The organism is Picosynechococcus sp. PCC 11901, from assembly GCF_005577135.1.
Classification (GTDB): domain Bacteria; phylum Cyanobacteriota; class Cyanobacteriia; order Cyanobacteriales; family MRBY01; genus MRBY01.
Map to the genome: position 1 here is coordinate 592,108 of NZ_CP040360.1, position 20,500 is coordinate 612,607.

At 50.0% G+C, this 20,500-nt stretch carries 15 protein-coding genes; 11 read left to right on the forward strand and 4 right to left on the reverse strand.

The window, feature by feature from the left end; genetic code table 11:
* Nucleotides 1-75: 75 nt before the first annotated feature.
* Complete coding sequence (gene gghA, locus FEK30_RS03865) at nt 76-2,424, reverse strand: glucosylglycerol hydrolase (RefSeq protein ID WP_138071916.1); 2,349 nt, start codon at nt 2,422-2,424, stop codon at nt 76-78.
* Between the two features lie 179 nt (nt 2,425-2,603).
* Complete coding sequence (locus tag FEK30_RS03870; protein WP_083500730.1) at nt 2,604-2,846, reverse strand: ssr2422 family thylakoid membrane protein; 243 nt, start codon at nt 2,844-2,846, stop codon at nt 2,604-2,606.
* Nucleotides 2,847-2,960: 114 nt separating this feature from the next.
* Here FEK30_RS03870 and FEK30_RS03875 point away from each other — a divergent pair, with 114 nt between their 5' ends.
* The 4 genes from FEK30_RS03875 to FEK30_RS03890 all read left to right on the forward strand — a co-directional run bounded on the left by FEK30_RS03875 (nt 2,961) and on the right by FEK30_RS03890 (nt 9,372).
* Nucleotides 2,961-4,394: an MFS transporter gene (locus tag FEK30_RS03875; protein WP_012308431.1), complete on the forward strand. Its 1,434-nt coding sequence runs from the start codon at nt 2,961-2,963 to the stop codon at nt 4,392-4,394.
* Between the two features lie 160 nt (nt 4,395-4,554).
* The gene (locus tag FEK30_RS03880; RefSeq protein ID WP_138071918.1) at nt 4,555-5,739 is read left to right on the forward strand and encodes an MFS transporter; all 1,185 of its coding nucleotides are present in this window, start codon (nt 4,555-4,557) and stop codon (nt 5,737-5,739) included.
* A 644-nt stretch (nt 5,740-6,383) separates the two neighbouring features.
* Entirely contained in the window at nt 6,384-8,063 is a 1,680-nt protein-coding gene (locus tag FEK30_RS03885; RefSeq protein WP_138071920.1) for a PLAT/LH2 domain-containing protein, read from the forward strand.
* Nucleotides 8,064-8,253: 190 nt separating this feature from the next.
* Nucleotides 8,254-9,372 (forward strand): mannan-binding protein, encoded by a 1,119-nt coding sequence (locus FEK30_RS03890; RefSeq protein ID WP_138071922.1) that lies wholly within the window; start codon nt 8,254-8,256, stop codon nt 9,370-9,372.
* A gap of 56 nt (nt 9,373-9,428) precedes the next feature.
* On the opposite strand, the gene gghA (FEK30_RS03895) is transcribed toward FEK30_RS03890, so the two are convergent.
* Both gghA (FEK30_RS03895) and FEK30_RS03900 read right to left on the reverse strand, forming a co-directional pair.
* Complete coding sequence (gghA, locus tag FEK30_RS03895) at nt 9,429-11,978, reverse strand: glucosylglycerol hydrolase (protein ID WP_181445677.1); 2,550 nt, start codon at nt 11,976-11,978, stop codon at nt 9,429-9,431.
* A gap of 526 nt (nt 11,979-12,504) precedes the next feature.
* Complete coding sequence (locus tag FEK30_RS03900) at nt 12,505-12,765, reverse strand: hypothetical protein (protein ID WP_138071926.1); 261 nt, start codon at nt 12,763-12,765, stop codon at nt 12,505-12,507.
* 103 nt (nt 12,766-12,868) lie between these two features.
* Here FEK30_RS03900 and ggpS point away from each other — a divergent pair, with 103 nt between their 5' ends.
* From ggpS to FEK30_RS03935, 7 genes are all read left to right on the forward strand, one after another.
* Complete coding sequence (gene ggpS, locus FEK30_RS03905; protein ID WP_030007709.1) at nt 12,869-14,371, forward strand: glucosylglycerol-phosphate synthase; 1,503 nt, start codon at nt 12,869-12,871, stop codon at nt 14,369-14,371.
* 147 nt (nt 14,372-14,518) lie between these two features.
* On the forward strand, nt 14,519-16,219 hold the full coding sequence (gene glpD / locus FEK30_RS03910; protein ID WP_138071928.1) for a glycerol-3-phosphate dehydrogenase: 1,701 nt from the start codon (nt 14,519-14,521) through the stop codon (nt 16,217-16,219).
* A 196-nt stretch (nt 16,220-16,415) separates the two neighbouring features.
* On the forward strand, nt 16,416-17,357 hold the full coding sequence (locus tag FEK30_RS03915) for an NAD(P)H-dependent glycerol-3-phosphate dehydrogenase (RefSeq protein ID WP_339367123.1): 942 nt from the start codon (nt 16,416-16,418) through the stop codon (nt 17,355-17,357).
* Nucleotides 17,358-17,482: 125 nt separating this feature from the next.
* Nucleotides 17,483-18,118, forward strand: a complete 636-nt coding sequence (locus FEK30_RS03920; protein ID WP_138071930.1) for a phosphoribosylanthranilate isomerase — start codon at nt 17,483-17,485, stop codon at nt 18,116-18,118.
* Nucleotides 18,111-18,707, forward strand: a complete 597-nt coding sequence (locus FEK30_RS03925; protein WP_138071932.1) for a molybdenum cofactor guanylyltransferase — start codon at nt 18,111-18,113, stop codon at nt 18,705-18,707. The genes FEK30_RS03920 and FEK30_RS03925 overlap by 8 nt, the downstream gene beginning before the upstream one ends.
* 25 nt (nt 18,708-18,732) lie before the next feature.
* A complete protein-coding gene (locus FEK30_RS03930; RefSeq protein ID WP_138071935.1) occupies nt 18,733-19,419 on the forward strand; it encodes a M41 family metallopeptidase in 687 nt (228 codons plus the stop codon).
* 109 nt (nt 19,420-19,528) lie between these two features.
* Nucleotides 19,529-20,431 carry a phosphoribulokinase gene (locus FEK30_RS03935; protein WP_030008311.1) on the forward strand — a complete coding sequence of 301 codons (903 nt, stop codon included), beginning with the start codon at nt 19,529-19,531 and terminating at the stop codon, nt 20,429-20,431.
* The last annotated feature ends 69 nt before the right edge of the window (nt 20,432-20,500 follow it).

Consider the following 20,500-nt stretch of genomic DNA (forward strand, 5'->3'; position numbering starts at 1 on the left):
GTCATTATTAAATAAGGTTTTTTAAGTGGGTTAAATTAGGTAAAAAAGTGTGTTTTTAGGCTCAAAAGATATCATTTAGGGAGGGATTTCAGATAACAGAAAACCTTCGCCATTGTGCAGGTGAATTTGGGCTAAGTCATGGATGGTGTTGAGCTTCAAAGTCGGTGTGGCGATCGCCAACTGCCAACGATCCAAATCCAGGGCGAGCCATTTGCCAATCTCAACGGTCTTCGGAGCCCCGGCCATGTGCGCCACTAACACAAGCCGCTGCTGGGTGTCGGGATTGGTGCGCCTGCCGTAGAAAATGGTGCGTTGGTGATCCGACCAATGGTGCAGGCGATCGCCCCTTGCAGGATCGAGATGATTTCGCAGCCAAGGCTGGGCCTGGCGATATTGCCGCAAGCGTAAATTAAAGCTCGCCCGCTCATCCGGTACCGATCCACAATAATGGGAGACCCGACAAGCCTCGTGGCCATCCTCCATAAAGGCGATCGCTATTTCCTTCAGGTTGGCAATGGTAATCGGCTTTAAAAAATCAAATTGTGGTTCTAATTCGGTTTGCAGAAAAATCGCCAGCTTTGGTAGATCATAGCCAATCGCTTCAATGGCCTGTTCCACTGTCTTAAAGAACTGCCGCATTAACGAGAGATCATAAAAGCCCATGGTTTTAAACCGCCGAAATGCCCAGGATTGTCGGTAAATTTCCGGCGTAATTTGCCAATAGAGAAAGCCAATTTCGTCCGCCATGATTTTGACGGCATATTGATCATCTGTATTCCGAAAAAAGCCCCAGGGGGTATGCATCAATGCATTTAAAAAATCCATCGGAATCCCTGGACTAAAGCCGTGGATCCACAGTTGGGTTGCTGGATTATCGTAGGCATTTTGTAAAATTTCCGGCAAAGAATCCCCTAAATATTCATTAATGCGAATTGCGACGGTATTAATGTGGTTGCCCTTGCGTACCGTGTCATGGTTGGCACAACCGGTCACCCAGCGATCGCCATGGGCCATAATTTTGCACACATCCCGCCATTCCCGTTGCCAAAATCCCTGTAACGTGGGCGTATTATGCTCGAAGATCAACGGACTCCACTGAAAACAATCGGGCTTTAGGTAAATTAAATCCAAATGGGTAGCCATATCTTCCCAACCGACATTGGGCCAGGGGCGACCATCTTCATAAATGGTGTACAGCTCGCGGGTCGCCGTGCCAACGGTTTGGGGTACCGCAGCCATCTTCAGCAGGAAATCATTGTCATAGTCTAGTTGGCCGGAAATGGCGTCGGACACTTGAAAATCTTGACCCCCATCCACCCGAATCCCATCAGCGCCTAAATTAATTTTTCGCCGCTGCAACTCCAGGAGGACAGCCCGAACCATCGGATTTTGCTGATTTGTATCATGGCCATACATATTTGCGCCCCGGAAAAATTGCGCATTAATTAATCCCAGGGCTTGGTGATGGATATGCCCATAAACCAGGTCAAAAATAATCTGGATCGGGCGGGCAAAGGCGGTGTGGAGCGTGCCAATAAAATCCACAACTTCGGCGGGTCTGAGGGTACTGAGGAGGGCGGGACTGGTGGCCGCTGCCCCTAAAATCAGATCGTCGTAGCCCCAATTTTGGGTGTCTGGTTTTTTCAAGTGGACTTGCACTTCTTGGTTGGCGATCGCCCTAATTTGCCAAAAAGCATGGATTGTTTCGTTTTCTGCAGGGCGAAATTCCACCGTGGGTTCAATGGGTAAAAGTTCAATCGCATCAAAGCCCACATAGTTTTTTTCAGCGGCGGTGAGGGGTTGGCTATTGGCCAATTTGCGGGCGAGGTCACGGTAAATGCGTGTGAGTCCGGCTAGGGTGCCGGTGGAGGAGGCAGTGCCGACATGGATTTGCAAAATATTGCGGGGCGGTGTGACCCAAGTTTCCTGGTGAAAATAGTCGCGGTCGGCCCTGTCTCGCTCCAGTTGGGCTATGTCGTAGAGCTCGGCTGGCGCAAACACACCGTAGGGGAGGGAGTGGGCAAAGACATCGCGGACAATCTGTTCACCACTGCGCAACCAGTAAAACGATCCCGCTTGGGTACGGGTACCAGCCTTGAGACCCGCCACAACACCCCAGGCAAATTCCCCTTGGCGCGGCAGTTCTAGCACCTCCCGACGGAACGGAATGACTTGATCGGCAAGGCGAAAATCGATTGCCTCCATGGGCGTAAAAATTTCGAGGTAAACGGGGCGATCGCCCACCTCCGGAATCCAGAATCCTATTTGGGTTAGGCCATCACTGCCATAGGTTGCGCCCAATTTCTGACTCAGTTGTTGCCCCCGCTGAAATGGGTCTGGGGTGCCCGTGGCGATCGCCTTAGCCCAGGTCAATAAAGCTTGGGTGGGGGCTTCGACAAGTTGAATGGGGGGTGAAATATTCACGCGAACCTTAGGGCAAAACTGTAATTGACAATTTACCCGTGCTTGCTACAGTCGCCATTTTACTATGCTGATCTTAGTGACAAAAAATTCCAAAGCTAGTTTGTCACAATAAAGTTGATCGATGCAGTGTTCCCAATTATGGGATAGAAAATTTTTTTGACTGTGGCGATCGCCTTGGATTATCTGCCAAAGATGATCGGAATAATAATCGCCAATGTTGCCGCCACAATCAGGCTAAAAGCAAGGTTAACGACTTGGGTAGAGGCTTTTTGGTATGTATCGACGCGGTCATTAATAATCCGCACATCACCATCTAACTTGCCGACCTTATCGCCAAGGGAACTGATTTCAGAACCCAATTTTTCCAAAGTAGCTTCAATTCGGTCTAGTTTTTCACTGGTTCCACTTTCAGGCATGGGCATTATTGCTTAGGATAATCTCATTTTACACTGCCCAGTAAAGTGGCTAAAACACCATCAAGGGCATCGGCTCTGGGCAAATAGTGTTAGTTTTTAGACTGTTGCGTGAACTTGTTAATGTCCAATCCGTCTTCTAACCCGCCCCATCAGGCCCTCGCTCCCCTCAAACTGAGTACCCAACTGGCCTATGGTGCAGGCACTGTTGGTGTTTCTATGACTGGGAATATCCTGGTCTTTTTTGTCTTATTTTTCTTTACGGATGTGGCGGGTTTACCACCGGATAAAAGTGCCTTAATTCTGATGGTGGGCAAGGTAATGGATGCCATTAGTGATCCTGTTGTGGGCTGGTTGAGCGATCACACCACTTCTCGCTGGGGCCGGCGTTTTCCCTGGATGATCTTTGGGGTGGTTCCGTTTGCGTTGTGCTTTGTGGCTATGTGGGGAATTCCCACAACAAATACCCAGTGGTTGTTGATCTATTACATTACCTTGGCGCTGATTTTCAATACGGCCTACACGGTGATTTTCTTACCCTACGTCGCCCTCACCCCAGAGTTGACGTCTGATTATAATGAGCGCACTCAACTCAATAGTTTTCGGTTTACCTTTGCCATTGGAAGCAGTATTTTGGCGTTGGCCCTGGCCCAGGGAGTTTTTCGGGTGGTGCCGGTGGTGTCCCAGCGTTATCTTGTGCTGGCGGTAATCACAGCGGCGATCGCCCTTGGCAGTATGTATTGGTGTGTGCGTGGTACGTGGCAGCGGGTGCAGTTTATGGAGCAGTATCGCCAACAGCACCAACAGCGCCACCAACCCCGTTTATCCTTGGTGCAGCAACTACAGATTGTTTTTAATAATCGCCCGTTTCTGCTGGTGATGGGCATTTATCTCTGTTCCTGGCTGGGGGCGCAACTTACGGCGGTGGTGATGCAATACTTTGTGGTGAGTTGGCTGGGGCTTTCGGATTTTGTCTTCACCCAGTTTGCCCTAGTGGTGCAGGGAACAGCCCTACTGATGTTATTTGTCTGGAGTCGCCTCAGTCGCCGTTGGGGTAAACGCACCGTTTATGCCCTGGGCATGGGGTTCTGGATTGTCGCCCAGGCAGGGTTATTTTTCCTGCAACCGGGTCAAGAAAAATGGCTGTTTTTGTTGGGATTTATGGCGGGCCTGGGGGTTTCAACGGCCTATTTGATTCCCTGGTCGATGTTGCCGGACGTGATCGAACTCGATGAGTTGCGCACCGGGCAGCGACGGGAAGGGGTTTTCTATGCGTTTATGGTGATGCTCCAAAAGCTCGGCATTGCCTTTGGGATTTACATTGTCGGCAAAGCCCTTGATTGGGCGGGCTACATTGAGCGGGTTCCGGGGAGTCCCCCGGCGGTACAGCCAGATTCTGCCCTCTGGGTGATTCGGTTGGTGATTGGCCCTTTGGGGACGGTGTTGCTCATCGGGGGATTGATCTTGGCTTATTTTTATCCGATTACCCAAGGGTTTCACGCTGAGATCCGCCGCAAACTCCAAGCGGGCGATCGCCTATCCAGTCCAGCCAAATAAAACAGGATTGATCCTGTAAATAAATACTTGATTTTTTGTTCTCTAGATTGGTTGGGATAGCTTAGTTTTTTATCGCAAGATTGCAAGATGTAAGACTTTTATAGCGGGCTAAACGTTCTTCGCTATGGTGAAAAAAATTGTGGCGGCATAGAACAAGTTTATGGCAACCAAACAGAACAATATTCTTTGGCGACGGGTAATGGCGATCGCCGCAATCCAGGCAGCGATCTCTTTAATGTGGATTGCCTATCGTGCCTATCTCGGTACGTTGTTGGGCGGGTGGGGATTCTCAGAGGATTTTACGGCGCAACTGCTGACGGTAGAGGTTTTACTGGCGGTGGTGATGGAACCGGTATTTGGGGCTTTGAGCGATCGCCAACAGCGTTTTTTAGGGAGTCGGTTGCCTTTAATCAGTTTGGGGGTGATTTTAGCGGCGGCTATTTTCATTGGCCTGCCAATCTTGGGGGCGCTGCAACTGCCATTGCGGTGGGTGTTGCCCGCAGTTGCCATTGCTTGGGCCTTGGCGATGACGATGTTTCGTACCCCGATTTACGTGCTACTGCTCAAAAGTACCCCCAGCCGCGCCGAGTTGCCCCTCGCCATCTCTGTGCTGACGATGGTGATCGGAGTGATGGGCGTTCTGAAACCGAGTATTCAAAATGGATTGTTAGCGGTGGGAGCTTTACCGGCTTTCCTCGCGGGATCAGTGACGTTGTTAATCGCCTCTTTGTGTTTAGGGTTGGTTTTACCGAAGCCTGCTGCGCCCCTAATTGAGGAAGCACCAACCCCAAGCCCCTTACCCTGGCTGGGTTTTGTACAAACAGTCCTCATGGCGATCGCCCTCACGTGGGGGAGTGCAATTGTTTTACAGCGGTGGCTCGATTTATTTGGTTCAATTCCGCTGACGTTAGGGATCAGTGTCGGCCAAGGCTTAAATTTGCTGGTGGCGATTTTGGCGATTCCTGTAGGTTGGCTAACGCTCCGGTGGCAGCGATATCCCCTCTTGGGTGTTGCCTTTGGTTGGTTGACCGTCATTCTCTTGCTGCTGTTGGGGGCGCCCGCCCAGGATGGCGGTTATGTGGTTATTGCTCTGCTCTGGGCCTGGGCCTTGGCGACCGTCAGAAACGGCACTTTACCCTACATTTTTAAGACAATTCCGGGGGATTGGGCTGGCTTGGGCATCGGCATCTTTTTTGGAATTTCTGGCCTTGCGGGGATGGTTTTGTCCCAGTGGGTACCAGCAGAAGCAAACCGTTTGCAGGGCTTGATCGGGGTGGTTTGTTTGGCGATCGCCACAACTCTGGCTCTCATCTCCCAACATAAAAAGGCGAGTGCATCCCTCTAGCTAACGAAGCCCCAAAATCATAACTATGAAAGCTGCCACTTTTGTCTTGATGCTCCCTTTGTTCGGGGTTGAAGCCACTTTCTTCAACCGACTATATTTGGCCGTATTTCATTACGGTCTGCTCTGGATTGATGGGGGGAATCTATAACAGAACACACTTCAAGTCGATGAAGAAACGGCGGTGAAAATAACAGATTTTTCAATGGAGAAATTGTCAAAGTTAGGCCTCAAGATTCGGAAAAGTTCATAAGAAATATTTCAATGCAAGCTGTTTTGTAAAACAGAATACTTTTTTGCTGTAATATGCAGCTTTAGGATGCAAAAGTAATGGCATTACTTGAATTTGCTTGCATTCAGCTTAAATAAAACGACTCAGCACTCTCAGCAAAGATACAAGTTTTTTGAAGTTTTTCCCACTGAATCTTAATAATTTTCTTTGGATATAAGACAGATTATGTGTGGTGTCTATATTCAACGATTAAAATCGAAATTTTCCTGAAACTCTCTTTTAGCAGTAGTTTCGAGGCTTCATTAATAATAATTCCAGTTCATAACCATCAAAAACTGCATAGGACAAATTTTTCTATAACTACTACCTTGCAACTGATTCATAACTGACTAACTTTTTACAAAGACTAAGAATTATGTTTAACTTTGATTCCTCTCCCCTCCTCAAAAATGCCGCCCTTGGAAGCTTACTAACGCTGGGATTCGTGGGCACAGTCCAACCCGCCCAAGCCCAAAGCACCATTCCCTACTGTATCTCTGTCAAAACTTACACAGATTCCGGCTCTGGTACAGATAATCCTATTTACATGACGATGCATGGCGAAAACGGCACGAGTGAACAATTCACACTGCAAGGTAGCCATGAAAATAATGATTTAGATGAATTTGTCCATGAAACCTTAGATATTGGCCTTATCAATAGAGTCACCATTGATGTCGATGGCTGGCTAGCCGATAAATGGGCCGCCAACTATGTCCGGGTTTACCGTGATACCACCTGTAATCGTAAAGATGATGCAGACGGATGGTCTGAATTCTCAATTCGTAAATTTTTAGATTACGATCCCGTCTCCTTCAATCGCACAGGGGGAGCACTGCCTAGGGTAACGGTTACGCCTGCTGGCCCCGTTGTGAATAACCCGATCAGAATTACTTTGGCCCAATTCAGCAATAACCCAGGTACTCTTGAGCAGGAAGTAATGCGCATTACAGAAAGCTGGAGTCGGGTCGATGGCGTTTCTGTCTCTAAAGACACTACTAATACCGTCGGCGCTGGAATTTCGATCACCTATGAAAGTCCGGAGACCGTGGCTGGAACCTTTGGGGCAGAGGCCCGCGCAGAATGGCAACGTTCCATTAATGAAGCAAGTTCCGAATCCCAGGAAAAAATGAGCGCTTCGGAATTTAATTGGGCATTTATGGCACCAGCTCATACAGCGATCATCCGTAAGATAACGTTTGAAGTTCCCTATGCTGAACAGGTGTATCGTTCCTCTACGGGTGAAAGTCGTGCTATCCGCAAAGTTGGTGCGCAAATTCGTCCCGTTAGTTCAGGTGATTTCCTCGTTATCCCTCAGCGCAACGAAGATGGTTCAATTACAACAATTGGCTTAGATACACTAGAAGACGAATGGTTTACGCATCTCGATCCTGACCAAGTCAATACGATTCGTCGTCAATATTTACCCAAGTGGTTGCAAGCAGGTTGGGTTGTCTCTGGTCAAGGCGGTCAAACCATTGGTCAAACACCATCCACGCCAGCACCTCCCACCAACCCGACACCGCCCGTAAACCCAACAACTCCTACACCGAATGCCGTAACCGGGACCCTGATCAAATTTGCGAATGGCTATCTGCAAGAAACAAGTCCTGGGGTTTGGCAAGAGTTCAATGCCAACGGTCAAGTAACATTCACCTTCCAGGAAACAGGACGCGACGACTGGTCTGTTTATCTCAATGATTCCTCCCGGAATGTCCAGCTTCAGTTAGATTTGTACCGCAAGATGATCTCCTATGGGCAAAATAACGGGCCGAAAAGTGATCTATATCCGATTACGGCTTCTGACGTCACCCTAGCGAGATTTGCAAATGGTCATCTACGAGAAACAAGTCCTGGGGTTTGGCAAGAGTTTAATGCTAATGGTCAAGTAACATTCACCTTCCAGGAAACAGGACGCGACGACTGGTCTGTTTATCTCAATGATTCCTCCCGGAATGTTCAGCTTCAGTTGGATGTTTATCGCAAGATGATCTCCTATGGACAAAATAACGAGCCGAAGAGCGATCTATATGCTGTGACTTCTTTCTACCGCTAATACCGGATATGACGATTGACAAATTAGTAATCTAAGGGCTTCAAAACAAGGAGCCTATTTTACTTATCAAGTATTTTACGGTAAGCATCTCAAACACAAAGTAATCAGATCAAATATTATTTAGGTCAAATTCAACCTCAAAATACACCCCAGTAAAGCAACAAAATTACTACTCAAAGCGACAAAAATTATGTTTAACAAACTTGCTCTCTTTTCCTGTTTCACAACTTCAACGATTAGCCTCCTATTTTCTTTGAGTTTACCTGCAACTGCAAATACAACTCGTGCCGTTGAAGCTGGACCAATTTGGAATCAAAGTGATGCGAATATCAAGTGTCCCCGACTCGCTCAGGAAGAAGGAGGAACCTGGACTGGTCACTGGTGGACAACGATTTCAGGGGTTATGTCTGTCTGCCAGCTTGAATTTTCAAATAATCTTGAGAGCAAAAGTTTCTCTATTCTCAATTACAATGTAATGCTCTTAAGCCGCAATATTCCCGGCCAAGGCAATCTCATGCAAAATTACCGCGCCCAAGAAATTGCCACAGCGATTCGTAATTCAAACCCATGGGATGTCATTGTCATTAATGAAGCCTTCGATAATGAAGCTCGAAACAACTTATCGCGCAGTTTAAAAGAAGCGGGGTATTCCTCTGCTACTGAAGTAGTAGATACAAATAATGGAAAACTAGAAGATGGTGGGGTATATCTGCAAAGTCGCTGGCCGATCATGGCAACTGACCAGATTATTTTTTCTGATTGTAGTGGCTTTGATTGTCAATCGAATAAGGGGGCTGTGTACGCCAAAATTAATAAAGAAGGGATCATCTATCATATTTTTGGGACTCATCTACAAGCAGATACGGAAAATAGCGGTGTCAGAGCAAATCAATTAAGACAATTGGAGACTTTTATTAATCAAAAAACAGGGGGTGCACAAGCACGGAGAGAAGCAATCATTATCGCTGGTGACCTGAACTTTAATTATCAAACTGCTGAATATGACAATGCTCTTGAGACTTTAAATGCTCAGTTTTTAGGAAATATTCCCCAGGGTTATACTTTTGATCCTCGCATGAATGATCTCGCAAAATATCGCTATCCAAATGATCCATCTGAATGGCTAGACTATGTATTAGTCAGTAATGAAAGTATTCAACCGAATCGCACAACACTTGATCTTACAAAGTTTCGTACAACCTCCCAGTATGAACTGCCAGGGAAAGGTGATTTTTTGAATTTGTTTGGTGGAACAATGGTGCGTGACTTGTCAGATCATTATGGACTATCTGCAACCTATCTTTTCTGATTTTGCAACATCATTCGATAGTCCTAGGATTAATGATCTAACAAGACCATTAGCTTTTACTCGTCAAAAATACGCTCAAGGATGAGGCCTTGGCTATCTTTTAATTCAAAGATCTTCAGCTCATCTTCTGTTTTCCCAATGTCTAAACCAGGGGTGGCGATCGCCACACGCCATTCAGAAAGATCCAACTGGAGCCAATCACCGAGGGTAATGGTGGTTGGTTCGCCGCCCATGTGGGTCACCATCACGATTTGTTCTGGGGTTTGATCGTTCTCCTCAGCCAGGGGTTCCGTGCGCAGACCGTAAAAGATTGTGTGTTCTTCGTTACTGAGACGATTAAAGCGATCGCCTTCCTGGAGATTTTCCCGCAGCCAAGGGTGAGCGCGACGATATTCCCGCAGGGCTAAGTTAAATTTCGTCTGGGCGGAATCAACCCGGTCGAGATAATGGGAAACCCGACAGGTTTCGTGGCCATCCTCCATAAACGCCATGGCAATGGTCTTCAGTTTCGGCACCGTTAAATGGTCGAGGAAAGCCTGGTGATCGGACTCCCCAATTTCTTGCATCGGTTTAACTTCACAGACCCCGTCGGGATTGCCGATACAGCGTTGGCACAGATCTGCGGTTTTCTGTAAATCGTAATCTGTGACGATCATCGCCTCGTTTAAGGCGCGCATAAACCGCTTCAGAAAATCTAGATCCTCAAAGCCCAACTGTTTGAGATGCCGAAAGGCCCAGGGTTTAGCAAATAATTCTGGGGTAATCTGCCAGTCCAAAAAGCCCACTTCCTCCGCCGCGACTTTGACCCCATAAAGTTCGTCAGTATTGCGGAAAAAGCCCCAGGGTGCCCGCATCAAAGAATTAATAAAATCCATCGGCAGGCCGGGCATAAAGCCATAGACCCAGAGGGTGGTCGCCGGATTATCGTAGGCATTTAAAATAACTTCGTTGAGGGTCGCGCCCAAATGCCAGTTAATGGCGGCGGCTTGGGCATCGATTTGGTTCCCCCGGCGCACCGTATCGTGGTTGGCACAACCGGTGATCCAGCGATCGCCTTGGAACATTACTTCAATAATGCGGTTCCATTTGTAATCCCAAAACCCTTCGATGGTGGGTGTATTGTGGGCAAAAATCAATGGCCCCCATTGGTAGGATTCTGGGCGCAATTCGATCAAATCGCGATAGGTTGAAGAATTTTCCCAACCTTCTTCTGGCCAGGGCCGACCGTCCTCAAAAATAGTGAAGAGTAACCGTTGGCGATCGCCAATATCTTGGATTACATCACTCATGGCCAACAGATAAGCATCGTCCTGCTCAACGCGACCGGAAAGGGGATTAAAGAAGCGAAAATCTTGCCCGCCATCAATGCGAATGCCGTCGGCCCCGGAGTTAATGCGTCGCCGTTGCAACTCTAAAAGAATCGCCCGCACCTGGGGTAATTGGTGGTTCAGATCCTGCCCGTACATATTTGGGCCTTTGAGGTACTGATTGTTCAGGAGCTCTAACGATTGATTGTCCGCGTGGCCATAGACCAGATCATAAATAATTTGGATCGGCCCCCCCGCAAAATTATGGAGGGTACTGATAAAGTCCACCAATTCATCAGGACGGAGGCTACTGAGGATCGTTGGGTTGGTCGCCGCTGAGCCTAAAATCGGTACATCATAGCCCCAATTTTGGGTTTTGGCCTTGCGGAGGGTGACTTCTACTTCGAGGCCACAGGCCATTTCCCCGGTTTCAATAGCTTCATTGGGGGCGATCGCAAAAAATTCGTGGTGGCGGTTGTCCCCCTCAAGGCGATATTCAATGGTGGGTTCAATGGGGAGCAACTGCAGCGCGTCGTAACCGACATAATTTTGTTCGGCAGCGGTGAGGGGTTCTCCGGCGGCAATCTTTTCCGAGAGGCGCTGGTAAACCTGGGTCAGGCCCGCTAGGGTTCCTTCGAGGGAGGCTGTTTTAAGGTGAACCTGCAAAATATTTAAAGGGGCTGGCACCCGGGGCAGTACCTCATTGGCATTATCAAGGATCGGCCGTTCCCAGGAGGCTTGGTCGGGGTCGAGGGGGGTCGAATGGGCCTCAAAATAGGCAAGGTCTGTTCGTTGCCGCTGGAGGCTGTCCATGTCGTAGAGTTCTGCTGGCCCAAAAACCCCATAGGGCAGAGAATAGGCCAAAACGTCGCGGATGATCGAAATTTCATTCTGGAGGCGATCGCAGTAGCGCAACCAATACAGAGAGCCCATTTGCTCCCTCGTGCCTGGATGCATCCCCGCAACCACCCCCCAACAGAATTCCCCCTGTTGTTTGAGTTCTACACAGTCCCGGCGGCACTTAATGGTTTGGCTGGGGGCGCTAAAGTCCACCGCTTCGAGGGGGGTAAAGACTTCTAAGAAAATATCGCGGTTTGTTTGGATCACTTCCCCTGCCAGTTCCGGTGTCCAGAAACCGATCTCCGTGAGGCCATCCGCCCGGTAATGGGCCCCCAAGCGTTTGGCGAGGCGTTGCCCCTTGTGGAAATAACTTTCATTGGAATGGGTCACTTGGGCTGCCCAATCTAACAAAATTTGGGTGTCTGCTTCGCTAAGCTGAATTTGAGAGGCCGTATTCACTATCTAAGTAACCGTAACAACAACTAATTCATCGGATCGGGTGCCTGGGGCGATCGCCCGTTGCCAACCCATGCATCCTCGCATCTGCCGAATGACTTATCTTTTGATCGCAAAACAGCAAAGATAACTGATGAGTCGATGAGATAAATCAATATATCCTGACAGAATCAAATTATTTTTTCGGCTATCAATTTGTCGGCGATCGCCCCCAAAAAATCACTTTAAAATGCGGCTATTCATACCTTAATTACTTCAGAAAGCATCAGGAATCTTTGTGATGCATCGATTTTTTGAGCTTAAAACTACCTTAATTTAAGATTAAGTTTTGCCCGAAAGATTAACCTTTCGACGGGCTTTCACCCCACAGATAACCGTTTAAATAAAAAGTCCCACCCATAATAAATCATTATCTTTCCCTCCGGCAAGCCATCACTAACTCAGCCAAAAACATAAACTGAGAAAAATGTTATAATGAAAAAGTGTCCAATTGAATACGATGGCCATTTATCGACCATTTTTGTAGTTTTTACGGCCCATGAAACAAGCCCTCGGAAGTTTTGAAACCCAGCTTCCCCAGGTGAGCTTCCCCACTAAATTTGCCGTTCGTCGGGAAATAATGGCAACGCCCTTTACACTGGGCCCCTAAATATTTGTTGGTGAGCATCGCCCCAGTGTTGTGCCTCTGGTTGTGGGGAGTGAGTTCAAGGCTAGAGCCAATGGTTGATTTGGGTGCTGTGTAACGGCGATCGCCAACGGTTTGCCCCCCAAGATCCAGGTTGCAAATCATTTTTACCCGGTGCCCCCGGCCCACAACATCTGCTGGACACAGGCCCATTGTTACCGCAAGCGGCCTTTTTTTATCTGAACCATACCAACCCCTGGAGGTCTTAATGAAATCTTCTCTCGTCATTCTCTACCATAGGGAACCCTATGATGAGGTGCGCGAAAACGGTAAAACCTTCTACCGTGACAAAACAAGCCCTAACGGGATCATGCCGACCCTCAAAAGCTTCTTTGCCAACGCCGAACAAAGCACCTGGGTCGCTTGGAAACAAATCTCTGGCAAACAACAAGAAAAATTCCAAGCCAAGATGGCATTTCCCGGTCAGGAAAACTCCGTGGTTCACCGCATCCCCCTGTCCGCCGACCAGGTTAAAAATTTCTATCACATCACCTCAAAAGAAGCCTTCTGGCCGATTCTACACTCCTTCCCCTGGCAGTTTACCTACGACTCCTCAGACTGGGAAAATTTTAAGCAAATCAACGAAATGTTTGCCGAGGCAGCCTGCGAAGATGCCGATGACGATGCTCTGTTTTGGGTCCATGATTACAATCTCTGGCTGACCCCCTACTTCATCCGCCAGAAAAAACCCAACGCTAAAATTGCCTTTTTCCACCACACGCCATTTCCGAGTGTTGATATTTTTAACATTCTGCCGTGGCGTGAAGCAATCGTAGACAGCCTCCTCTGCTGTGACCTGTGCGGTTTCCATCTGCCCCGCTATGTGCAAAATTTTGTCGCCGTCGCCCGGAGTTTGCGCAAGGTCGAAATTACCCGCCAAGTGCCCGTCGATGAGCACGCCTTTACTGCCGTAGGCACCGCCCTCGCAGAACCCGAAATTACCACCCAGTTGAAATATAAAGATCACCTGGTGAATTTGGATGCTTTCCCCGTGGGCACAAACCCCACCCAGATCCGCGCCCAGGTAGAGAAAGCCAGTACCCAAGAACGGATCCGCAAAATCCGGGAAGAACTGGGCAGCAACAAGCTGATTTTGTCCGCTGGACGAGTGGACTACGTGAAGGGCACCAAGGAAATGTTGGTCTGCTATGAACGCCTACTAGAACGGCGACCGGAGTTGCAAACCAAAGTGAATCTGGTGGTTGCCGCGGCCAAGGCTGCCTCTGGGATGCGGGTTTACAAAAACGCCCAAAGTGAAATTGAGCGACTCGTGGGTCGGATCAATGGTCGCTTTGCCAAGTTGAACTGGACCCCGATTTTGCTCTTTACCAGTGCCCTCTCCTACGAGGAACTTCTCGGTTTCTTTGGGGCCGCAGATATTGCCTGGATTACGCCGCTGCGGGATGGCTTGAATCTAGTCGCTAAAGAGTATGTGGTCGCCCATGGTTGCGATGATGGGGTCTTGATCCTGTCGGAATTCGCCGGATCAGCGGTGGAACTGCCCGATGCGATCCTCACCAACCCCTACGCGGCGAAGCGGATGGATGAATCCATTGATCAAGCCCTGGCCATGCCCGTCGAGGAACAACAGCGGCGTATGAAGAGTATGTACCAGGCGATCCAACGCTATGACGTGCAGCAGTGGGCCAATCATATGTTCCGGGAAGCCAAGGCAACGGCAGTCCTGGGTAAGGAGCCGACCCCCGTCTAGGTCGTTTTTTTGCTTAACCTGGGGGAGAGGCGATCGCCGCCATCAAAATCCCCTGGGTTGGGTAGTGAGACAAAAACGGTGGATTGCACCAGTCATGACCCAAGCCAACTAACCGCACAAGTTTGACCCTAATTCCCAACCTGAATAATGCGAGATTTTCAAACCATTCAAAACACAACCTACGATCTAATCATCATTGGTGGCGGCATTAATGGCGCTGGGATCGCCCGGGACGGGGCCTTACGGGGCTTAAAAACCTTGCTCATTGAAAAGGAAGATTTCGCCAGTGGCACCACCAGTTGGTCTACCCGTCTAATCCATGGGGGCCTCCGTTACCTAGAGTATTTAGAGTTTCATCTAGTGCGGGAGTCCCTCCACGAGCGAGAAGTGCTCCTGCGTACCGCGCCCCACCTGGTGCAACCGCTCCAAATGACGATCCCCCTCTACAAAGGGGCGGCCCGGGGCTACTGGCTCATCCAAGCAGGGATGTTGCTCTACGATATTTTGAGTTTTGATAAAACGGTACCCTCCCACCGGATGTTGAGCGCCCGTAAGTTCCAGAATCTTTTCCGCACGGTGCGATCGCAGGATGTGGTTGGGGCCGCCCAATATTACGACGGCCAGGTAGAATACGCCGAGCGACTCTGTTTAGAAAATATTTTGGATGCCCAGGCAGCGGGGGCCACGGTTTTAAATTACACCGCCGTCACAGCTCTTCAACGGGATGAGAATACTGCCACAATTCAGGCGATCGCCTGTGAAGATCAACTCACGGGCCAAACCTTTACAGTCCAAGCCAAGGGCAGCATCGTTGTAAATACCTCCGGCCCCTGGGTTGATGAAGTCTGTCAGTTAGGCCGCGCCGCCGGCGAAGCCAAACCCATCGGCACGGAACAAAAAATGGGCGGTACCAAGGGAAGCCACATTGTCGTTGATCCGTTCCCCGGTGCTCCCCAAGCCGCCCTCTATGTGGAAGCGGCCAGCGATAATCGCCCCTATTTCATCATTCCTTGGTTGGGTAAATACCTCATTGGCACCACGGATCTGAAATATATCGGCAGCCTCGATCATGTGAAGGCCGACAACGACGAAATCGATTATCTCCTCGCCGAAACCAACCGGGTGTTACCATCGGCCCAGCTCAGTCGGGCTGATATTCGCTTTACCTATTCCGGGGTGCGGCCCTTACCCTATGTGGGGGATAAAAAACCCGGCAGCATTACCCGCAGTCATATTTTGTTTGACCATAGTCCTGAAGGGGCAAGAAATCTCATTTCCCTAATTGGTGGAAAACTGACTACCTACCGGCAGGTGGGCGAAGAAATGGTGGATTTGGTCTACCGCAAATTGAATCGTCCCGCTCCCCCTTGTCCCACTCGCAAACGGACTTTACCGGGGGCGATCGCCGCCGATTCCCACACCATTGAAACCATGATCCGTCGTTATACACCCACGGTTGATCGCACCACGATCCAACATCTGTTCCGGATGTATGGCGCTAAAGCCCCGGAAGTCCTCGCCCTTGTGGATGATGCCCCTGACCTGGGTGATCGCCTGGTGCCCTATCTCCCAGATATTAAGGCCCAAGCGGTCTATGCGGTGCGCTCTGAACTTGCCCATAACCTCAAGGATATTTGCCGCCGCCGCACCACCCTCGCGATGTTGGCCAACTACGGCTATGATGCCCTGCCGACCCTCGTGGCGACCCTCAAAACCCACTGTGGTTGGGATGATGCCGAAGGCGATCGCCAAGTGGCCGATTACAAAACCTTCATTGAGCAGAACTGTCTGCCTGACTATCGCATTGAGGCCCAGGCCCAGGCCTCAAAAACAGAAGTTTATTCCTAACGGTTTTGCCGTAGATCCTTACTTACACTAAAGCAAACAACTTCACCGGTAGGCGGTTGGCGTTGTTTTCGTTCCCGACTCAAGTTTGTTAGACCCGATTTTTCTGAGAAGATAGATGACAACCATTTCTCCCAATGACCTTGACCAAGACGCCCAATCCCTTAATACTGTTGTCCCGACAATACGTCTAAAGTCTGTGAATACAAACCGTAAAACCATTGCCATGCTGGGGACTGGGGCCTGGGGTTCCGCCCTCGCCACCCTAGCCGCCGTGAATGACCACGATCTGCGGCTCTGGTCGCGACGGGGTGAGCTTTCTCTCGAAGAGGCGATCGCCGACGCTGACATCATCATTTCGGCCATCTCCATGAAGGGGGTATCCGACGTGGCAGAGCAACTCAAGGCGATTTCCCTCCCCGCCAAGGCAATTATTGTGACGGCCACCAAGGGTTTAGATCCCAAGACCACCCGGACTCCGTCTCAAATTTGGCAAGAAACTTTCCCTGACCACCCAGTAGTCGTGTTATCGGGGCCAAATCTCTCGAAGGAAATTGAAGCTGGTTTGCCCGCCGCGACGGTAGTAGCCAGCACTGACCTAGAGGCCGCAGAAACTGTCCAAGAAGTGTTTGCGTCCGACTGTTTCCGGGTCTACACCAACAACGATCCCCTAGGCACTGAATTAGGCGGCACTCTGAAAAATGTCATGGCGATCGCCGTGGGAGTCTGCGAAGGCCTCAAGCTCGGTACCAATGCCAAATCAGCTTTAATTACGCGGGCGTTGCCGGAGATGATTCGCGTAGGGGCGCACTTAGGAGCCCAACCGGAAACCTTCCTGGGTCTTGCAGGGCTGGGAGATATGCTTGCTACTTGTACCAGTCCCCTCAGTCGCAACTATCGCGTGGGTTACGGCCTGGCCCAGGGCAAATCCCTCGAACAGATTCTCGAAGAACTGGGAAGTACCGCTGAAGGGGTAAATACCACCGCTGTATTGCTCGATTTGGCTAACCGTGAGGAAATTCCGATCCCCATTTCCCGGCAAGTTTATCGTCTTCTCAAGGGGAAAATTACGCCCATGGAAGCGGTGACAATGTTGATGGAACGGGATCTGAAGCCAGAAGCCTGTGATCTGCTGGAGTAAAAGTGATCTCTATGGCCCCAGAGCTCTAGTTACAAAGATTTCAAACATGATTAGGGGCGATCGCCGCCTCTTTTTTTGCGGTGTTGTGCTAAATTCGCACCATGGTTATGGCGTAGGGAACTTTCATGCGGATAAAAATTTGTGGGCTGACCCAGATAGACCAGGCCCAGGCGATCGCCAAGGTGGGAGTAACGGATCTGGGATTTATTTGTGTCCAAAAATCGCCCCGGTATGTGACGCCCACCCAACTGGCAACCCTGACGGAAGCCTTGCCCGCGCACATTGGCAAAGTGGGTGTTTTCGCGAACCAGACATTGTCTGAAATGCTGGCAATCATTAGTCAGGGCAACCTCACCACCGCCCAACTCCATGGCGATGAATCCCCAGAATTGTGCCAGCAACTCCGCCAGCAACGGCCCGACCTGGAAATTATTAAAGCCCTGCGGATCCGCGATCGCCGCTCTTTAGAATGGGCAAAACAATACGAAACTGTGGTCGATGCGCTACTCCTCGATGCCTACGATCCCCAACAACTCGGCGGGACGGGCCACCAAATTAACTGGGATGATCTACGTCAATTTCGCCCAGCAATTCCTTGGTTCCTCGCGGGGGGCCTCAATCCCGATAATATTGCCGTCGCCCTGGGCCAACTGCATCCTGATGGCATTGACCTATCGAGCGGCGTAGAACTGTCCCCCGGCATTAAAGACCTCAGCAAAGTTCAAGCCCTGATGGCCGCCCTCCAGCCCCTCCATGCCTAATTCTGTGCCAATATTTATTTTGCTTGGTGGAAAAAGCCAGCGCATGGGCACCGACAAAGCCCTTTTGCAATGGGGTGAACAAACCCTGCTTCGGCGTACCCTTGAGATAGCCACGGCCCTCAGTGACGAAATTTATCTCTTGACCCCCTGGCGCGATCGCTATCAACCCTATCTCAGCACCACTGTCCACTGGCTCGATGATCCCGCTCAACAGGGGGGACTCGTTGCTTTACATCAGGGTATGAAAACCCTAAATCTCCAGGGCTGGGTTTTACTGCTCGCCTGTGATCTGCCCAAGCTTGATCAGGGGCAATTAGAGCAATGGATTCAGCAACTAGACGAAATTCCCACAAGGTACACAGCTGCCCTCGTCAATCAGGGGCAATTTTATGAACCCTGCTGTGGTTTCTATCGCAATACGGCCCAAACTTCGCTCCAACAATTTATCGATCAGGGGGGGCGCTCTTTTCAAAAATGGTTAGCCACTGTGCCTGTTTTCCCGCTGGCGATCGCCAACCCAGCAATGCTCTTTAATTGCAACACCCCCGCCGATTTCGCTACCTTGAAGACGCAACCGCCCTCGCCGTAGCCAATCAATTGACCGACCCAGTGCCATGCAACAAACCGCCCTTAACCTAATCGCCATCGGTGTTTTCTTGATGACCATGACCAGCCTTTTGGGAGGGATTTTTCAGTTGTCTCCCTTTGTCCCCGCTGGCATTACCGCTGCCGTGATGGCCTTTGCCACCATGGATACGTTCAATTGGCAAGGGCGAGGCATGACCTTATTCCTTGATTTGTTTACCCCCGCCGAACAGCGCCAACGCATTTTGCACCACGAAGCGGGCCATTTCCTGGCGGGTTATCTCCTCAGCATTCCGATTACGGGCTACAGTCTGACCCCTTGGGAAGCGATTAAGCAGGGACAAACGGGTCAAGGAGGCGTCAGTTTTGATCTCGAAAGCGTCGAAGCCTCCCTCAAAAATCCCCAGCAGATGAATCTTTTACTCGAACGTCTCAGCACTACCCTAATGGCGGGGATCGCCGCCGAAACGACGATCTACGGCAAAGCCCTAGGGGGAGCCAACGACCGCGACCAACTCCGCCAACTGTTAGCTAAACTCGGCATTTCTGTCGCCAGCTACCAACAACGGGAACAGTGGGCCCTACTCCAAGCAAAAAACCTTTTGGATCGCCACCAAGATGCTTTCCAAAATTTGGTCACCGCAATGGCTGACCGCGCCCCCCTAGAAGAGTGTTATCGGCTGATTAAACAAGATTCTAGCGAGCGATCTACTTGATCCCCAAAGTCTCCTGGTAGATCCAGAAGGCGATCGCCCCTGCCGCGAAAAGAGCGATCGCCTGATATGATTTGTGCTACTTACCCTTGTCCGTTTACTATCACCATCCATGTCTAAAAAACATCCTATTGTTGCTGTCACTGGATCCTCCGGAGCCGGGACGACCACCGTAAAACGCGCCTTTGAGCATATTTTCCGTCGTGAGCAAATCAACCCCGTTGTCATCGAAGGTGATAGCTACCACAAATATAATCGGGTCGAAATGCGCCGCATGATGGCCCAGGCTTCCGCCGCCGGGAAAAACTTCAGTCACTTTGGCCTTGGGGCGAACGTCCTCGACAAGCTCGAAGCCCTTTTCAAAGAATATGGCGAACAGGGCTCCGGACAACAACGCTACTATCTCCACAGCCCCGAAGAAGCCGAACACCACAACGAAAGACTCGGCGTCAGTTGCCAGCCCGGAGAATTTACGCCCTGGGAAGATATCAAACCCAACAGCGATATGCTCTTTTATGAAGGGCTCCATGGGGGCGCCGTGGGTAATGGCATCGATGTGGCCCAGTACGTTGACCTGTTGGTGGGGGTTGTGCCCATCGTCAACTTAGAGTGGATCCAAAAGATTTCCCGGGATAATGCCGAGCGTGGCTACAGTGCCGAAACCATCGTTGATACGATTTTGCGCCGGATGCCCGACTATGTGAACTACATCACGCCCCAATTTTCCCGCACCCACATCAATTTCCAACGGGTCGCAACGGTTGATACCTCTAATCCGTTTATTGCGCGGGACATTCCCACCCCCGATGAGAGCTTTGTGATTGTCCACACCAATCGCTGCTTCTACGAAAGATTTTCCATTGATTTCCCTTACCTGCTCAGTATGATTCCGGGTTCCTTCATGTCCCGCCATACGACCCTGGTTGTTCCGGGGGGCAAAATGGGCTTTGCCATGGAAATTATTCTGTCGCCCCTCATTGACCAAATGGTCGAAGAAGCCCGGAAAATCCGTTAGGAGTTGTTCCCAGGTTTCTAAGCTTGAAATTAATCATGGGTTATCCAATCGCCTCTGCCGCTGGTGGGG

Bases quoted from the DNA above. Each gene is read 5' to 3' on its own strand.
- FEK30_RS03885 (WP_138071920.1), top strand. From the start codon at position 6,384: ATGTTTAACTTTGATTCCTCTCCCCTCCTCAAAAATGCCGCCCTTGGA.
- FEK30_RS03935 (WP_030008311.1), top strand. From the start codon at position 19,529: ATGTCTAAAAAACATCCTATTGTTGCTGTCACTGGATCCTCCGGAGCC.
- glpD (WP_138071928.1), top strand. From the start codon at position 14,519: ATGCGAGATTTTCAAACCATTCAAAACACAACCTACGATCTAATCATC.
- FEK30_RS03880 (WP_138071918.1), top strand. From the start codon at position 4,555: ATGGCAACCAAACAGAACAATATTCTTTGGCGACGGGTAATGGCGATC.
- FEK30_RS03875 (WP_012308431.1), top strand. From the start codon at position 2,961: ATGTCCAATCCGTCTTCTAACCCGCCCCATCAGGCCCTCGCTCCCCTC.
- FEK30_RS03925 (WP_138071932.1), top strand. From the start codon at position 18,111: ATGCCTAATTCTGTGCCAATATTTATTTTGCTTGGTGGAAAAAGCCAG.
- ggpS (WP_030007709.1), top strand. From the start codon at position 12,869: ATGAAATCTTCTCTCGTCATTCTCTACCATAGGGAACCCTATGATGAG.
- FEK30_RS03870 (WP_083500730.1), bottom strand. From the start codon at position 2,846: ATGCCCATGCCTGAAAGTGGAACCAGTGAAAAACTAGACCGAATTGAA.
- FEK30_RS03900 (WP_138071926.1), bottom strand. From the start codon at position 12,765: ATGATTTGCAACCTGGATCTTGGGGGGCAAACCGTTGGCGATCGCCGT.
- FEK30_RS03930 (WP_138071935.1), top strand. From the start codon at position 18,733: ATGCAACAAACCGCCCTTAACCTAATCGCCATCGGTGTTTTCTTGATG.
- FEK30_RS03920 (WP_138071930.1), top strand. From the start codon at position 17,483: ATGCGGATAAAAATTTGTGGGCTGACCCAGATAGACCAGGCCCAGGCG.
- FEK30_RS03890 (WP_138071922.1), top strand. From the start codon at position 8,254: ATGTTTAACAAACTTGCTCTCTTTTCCTGTTTCACAACTTCAACGATT.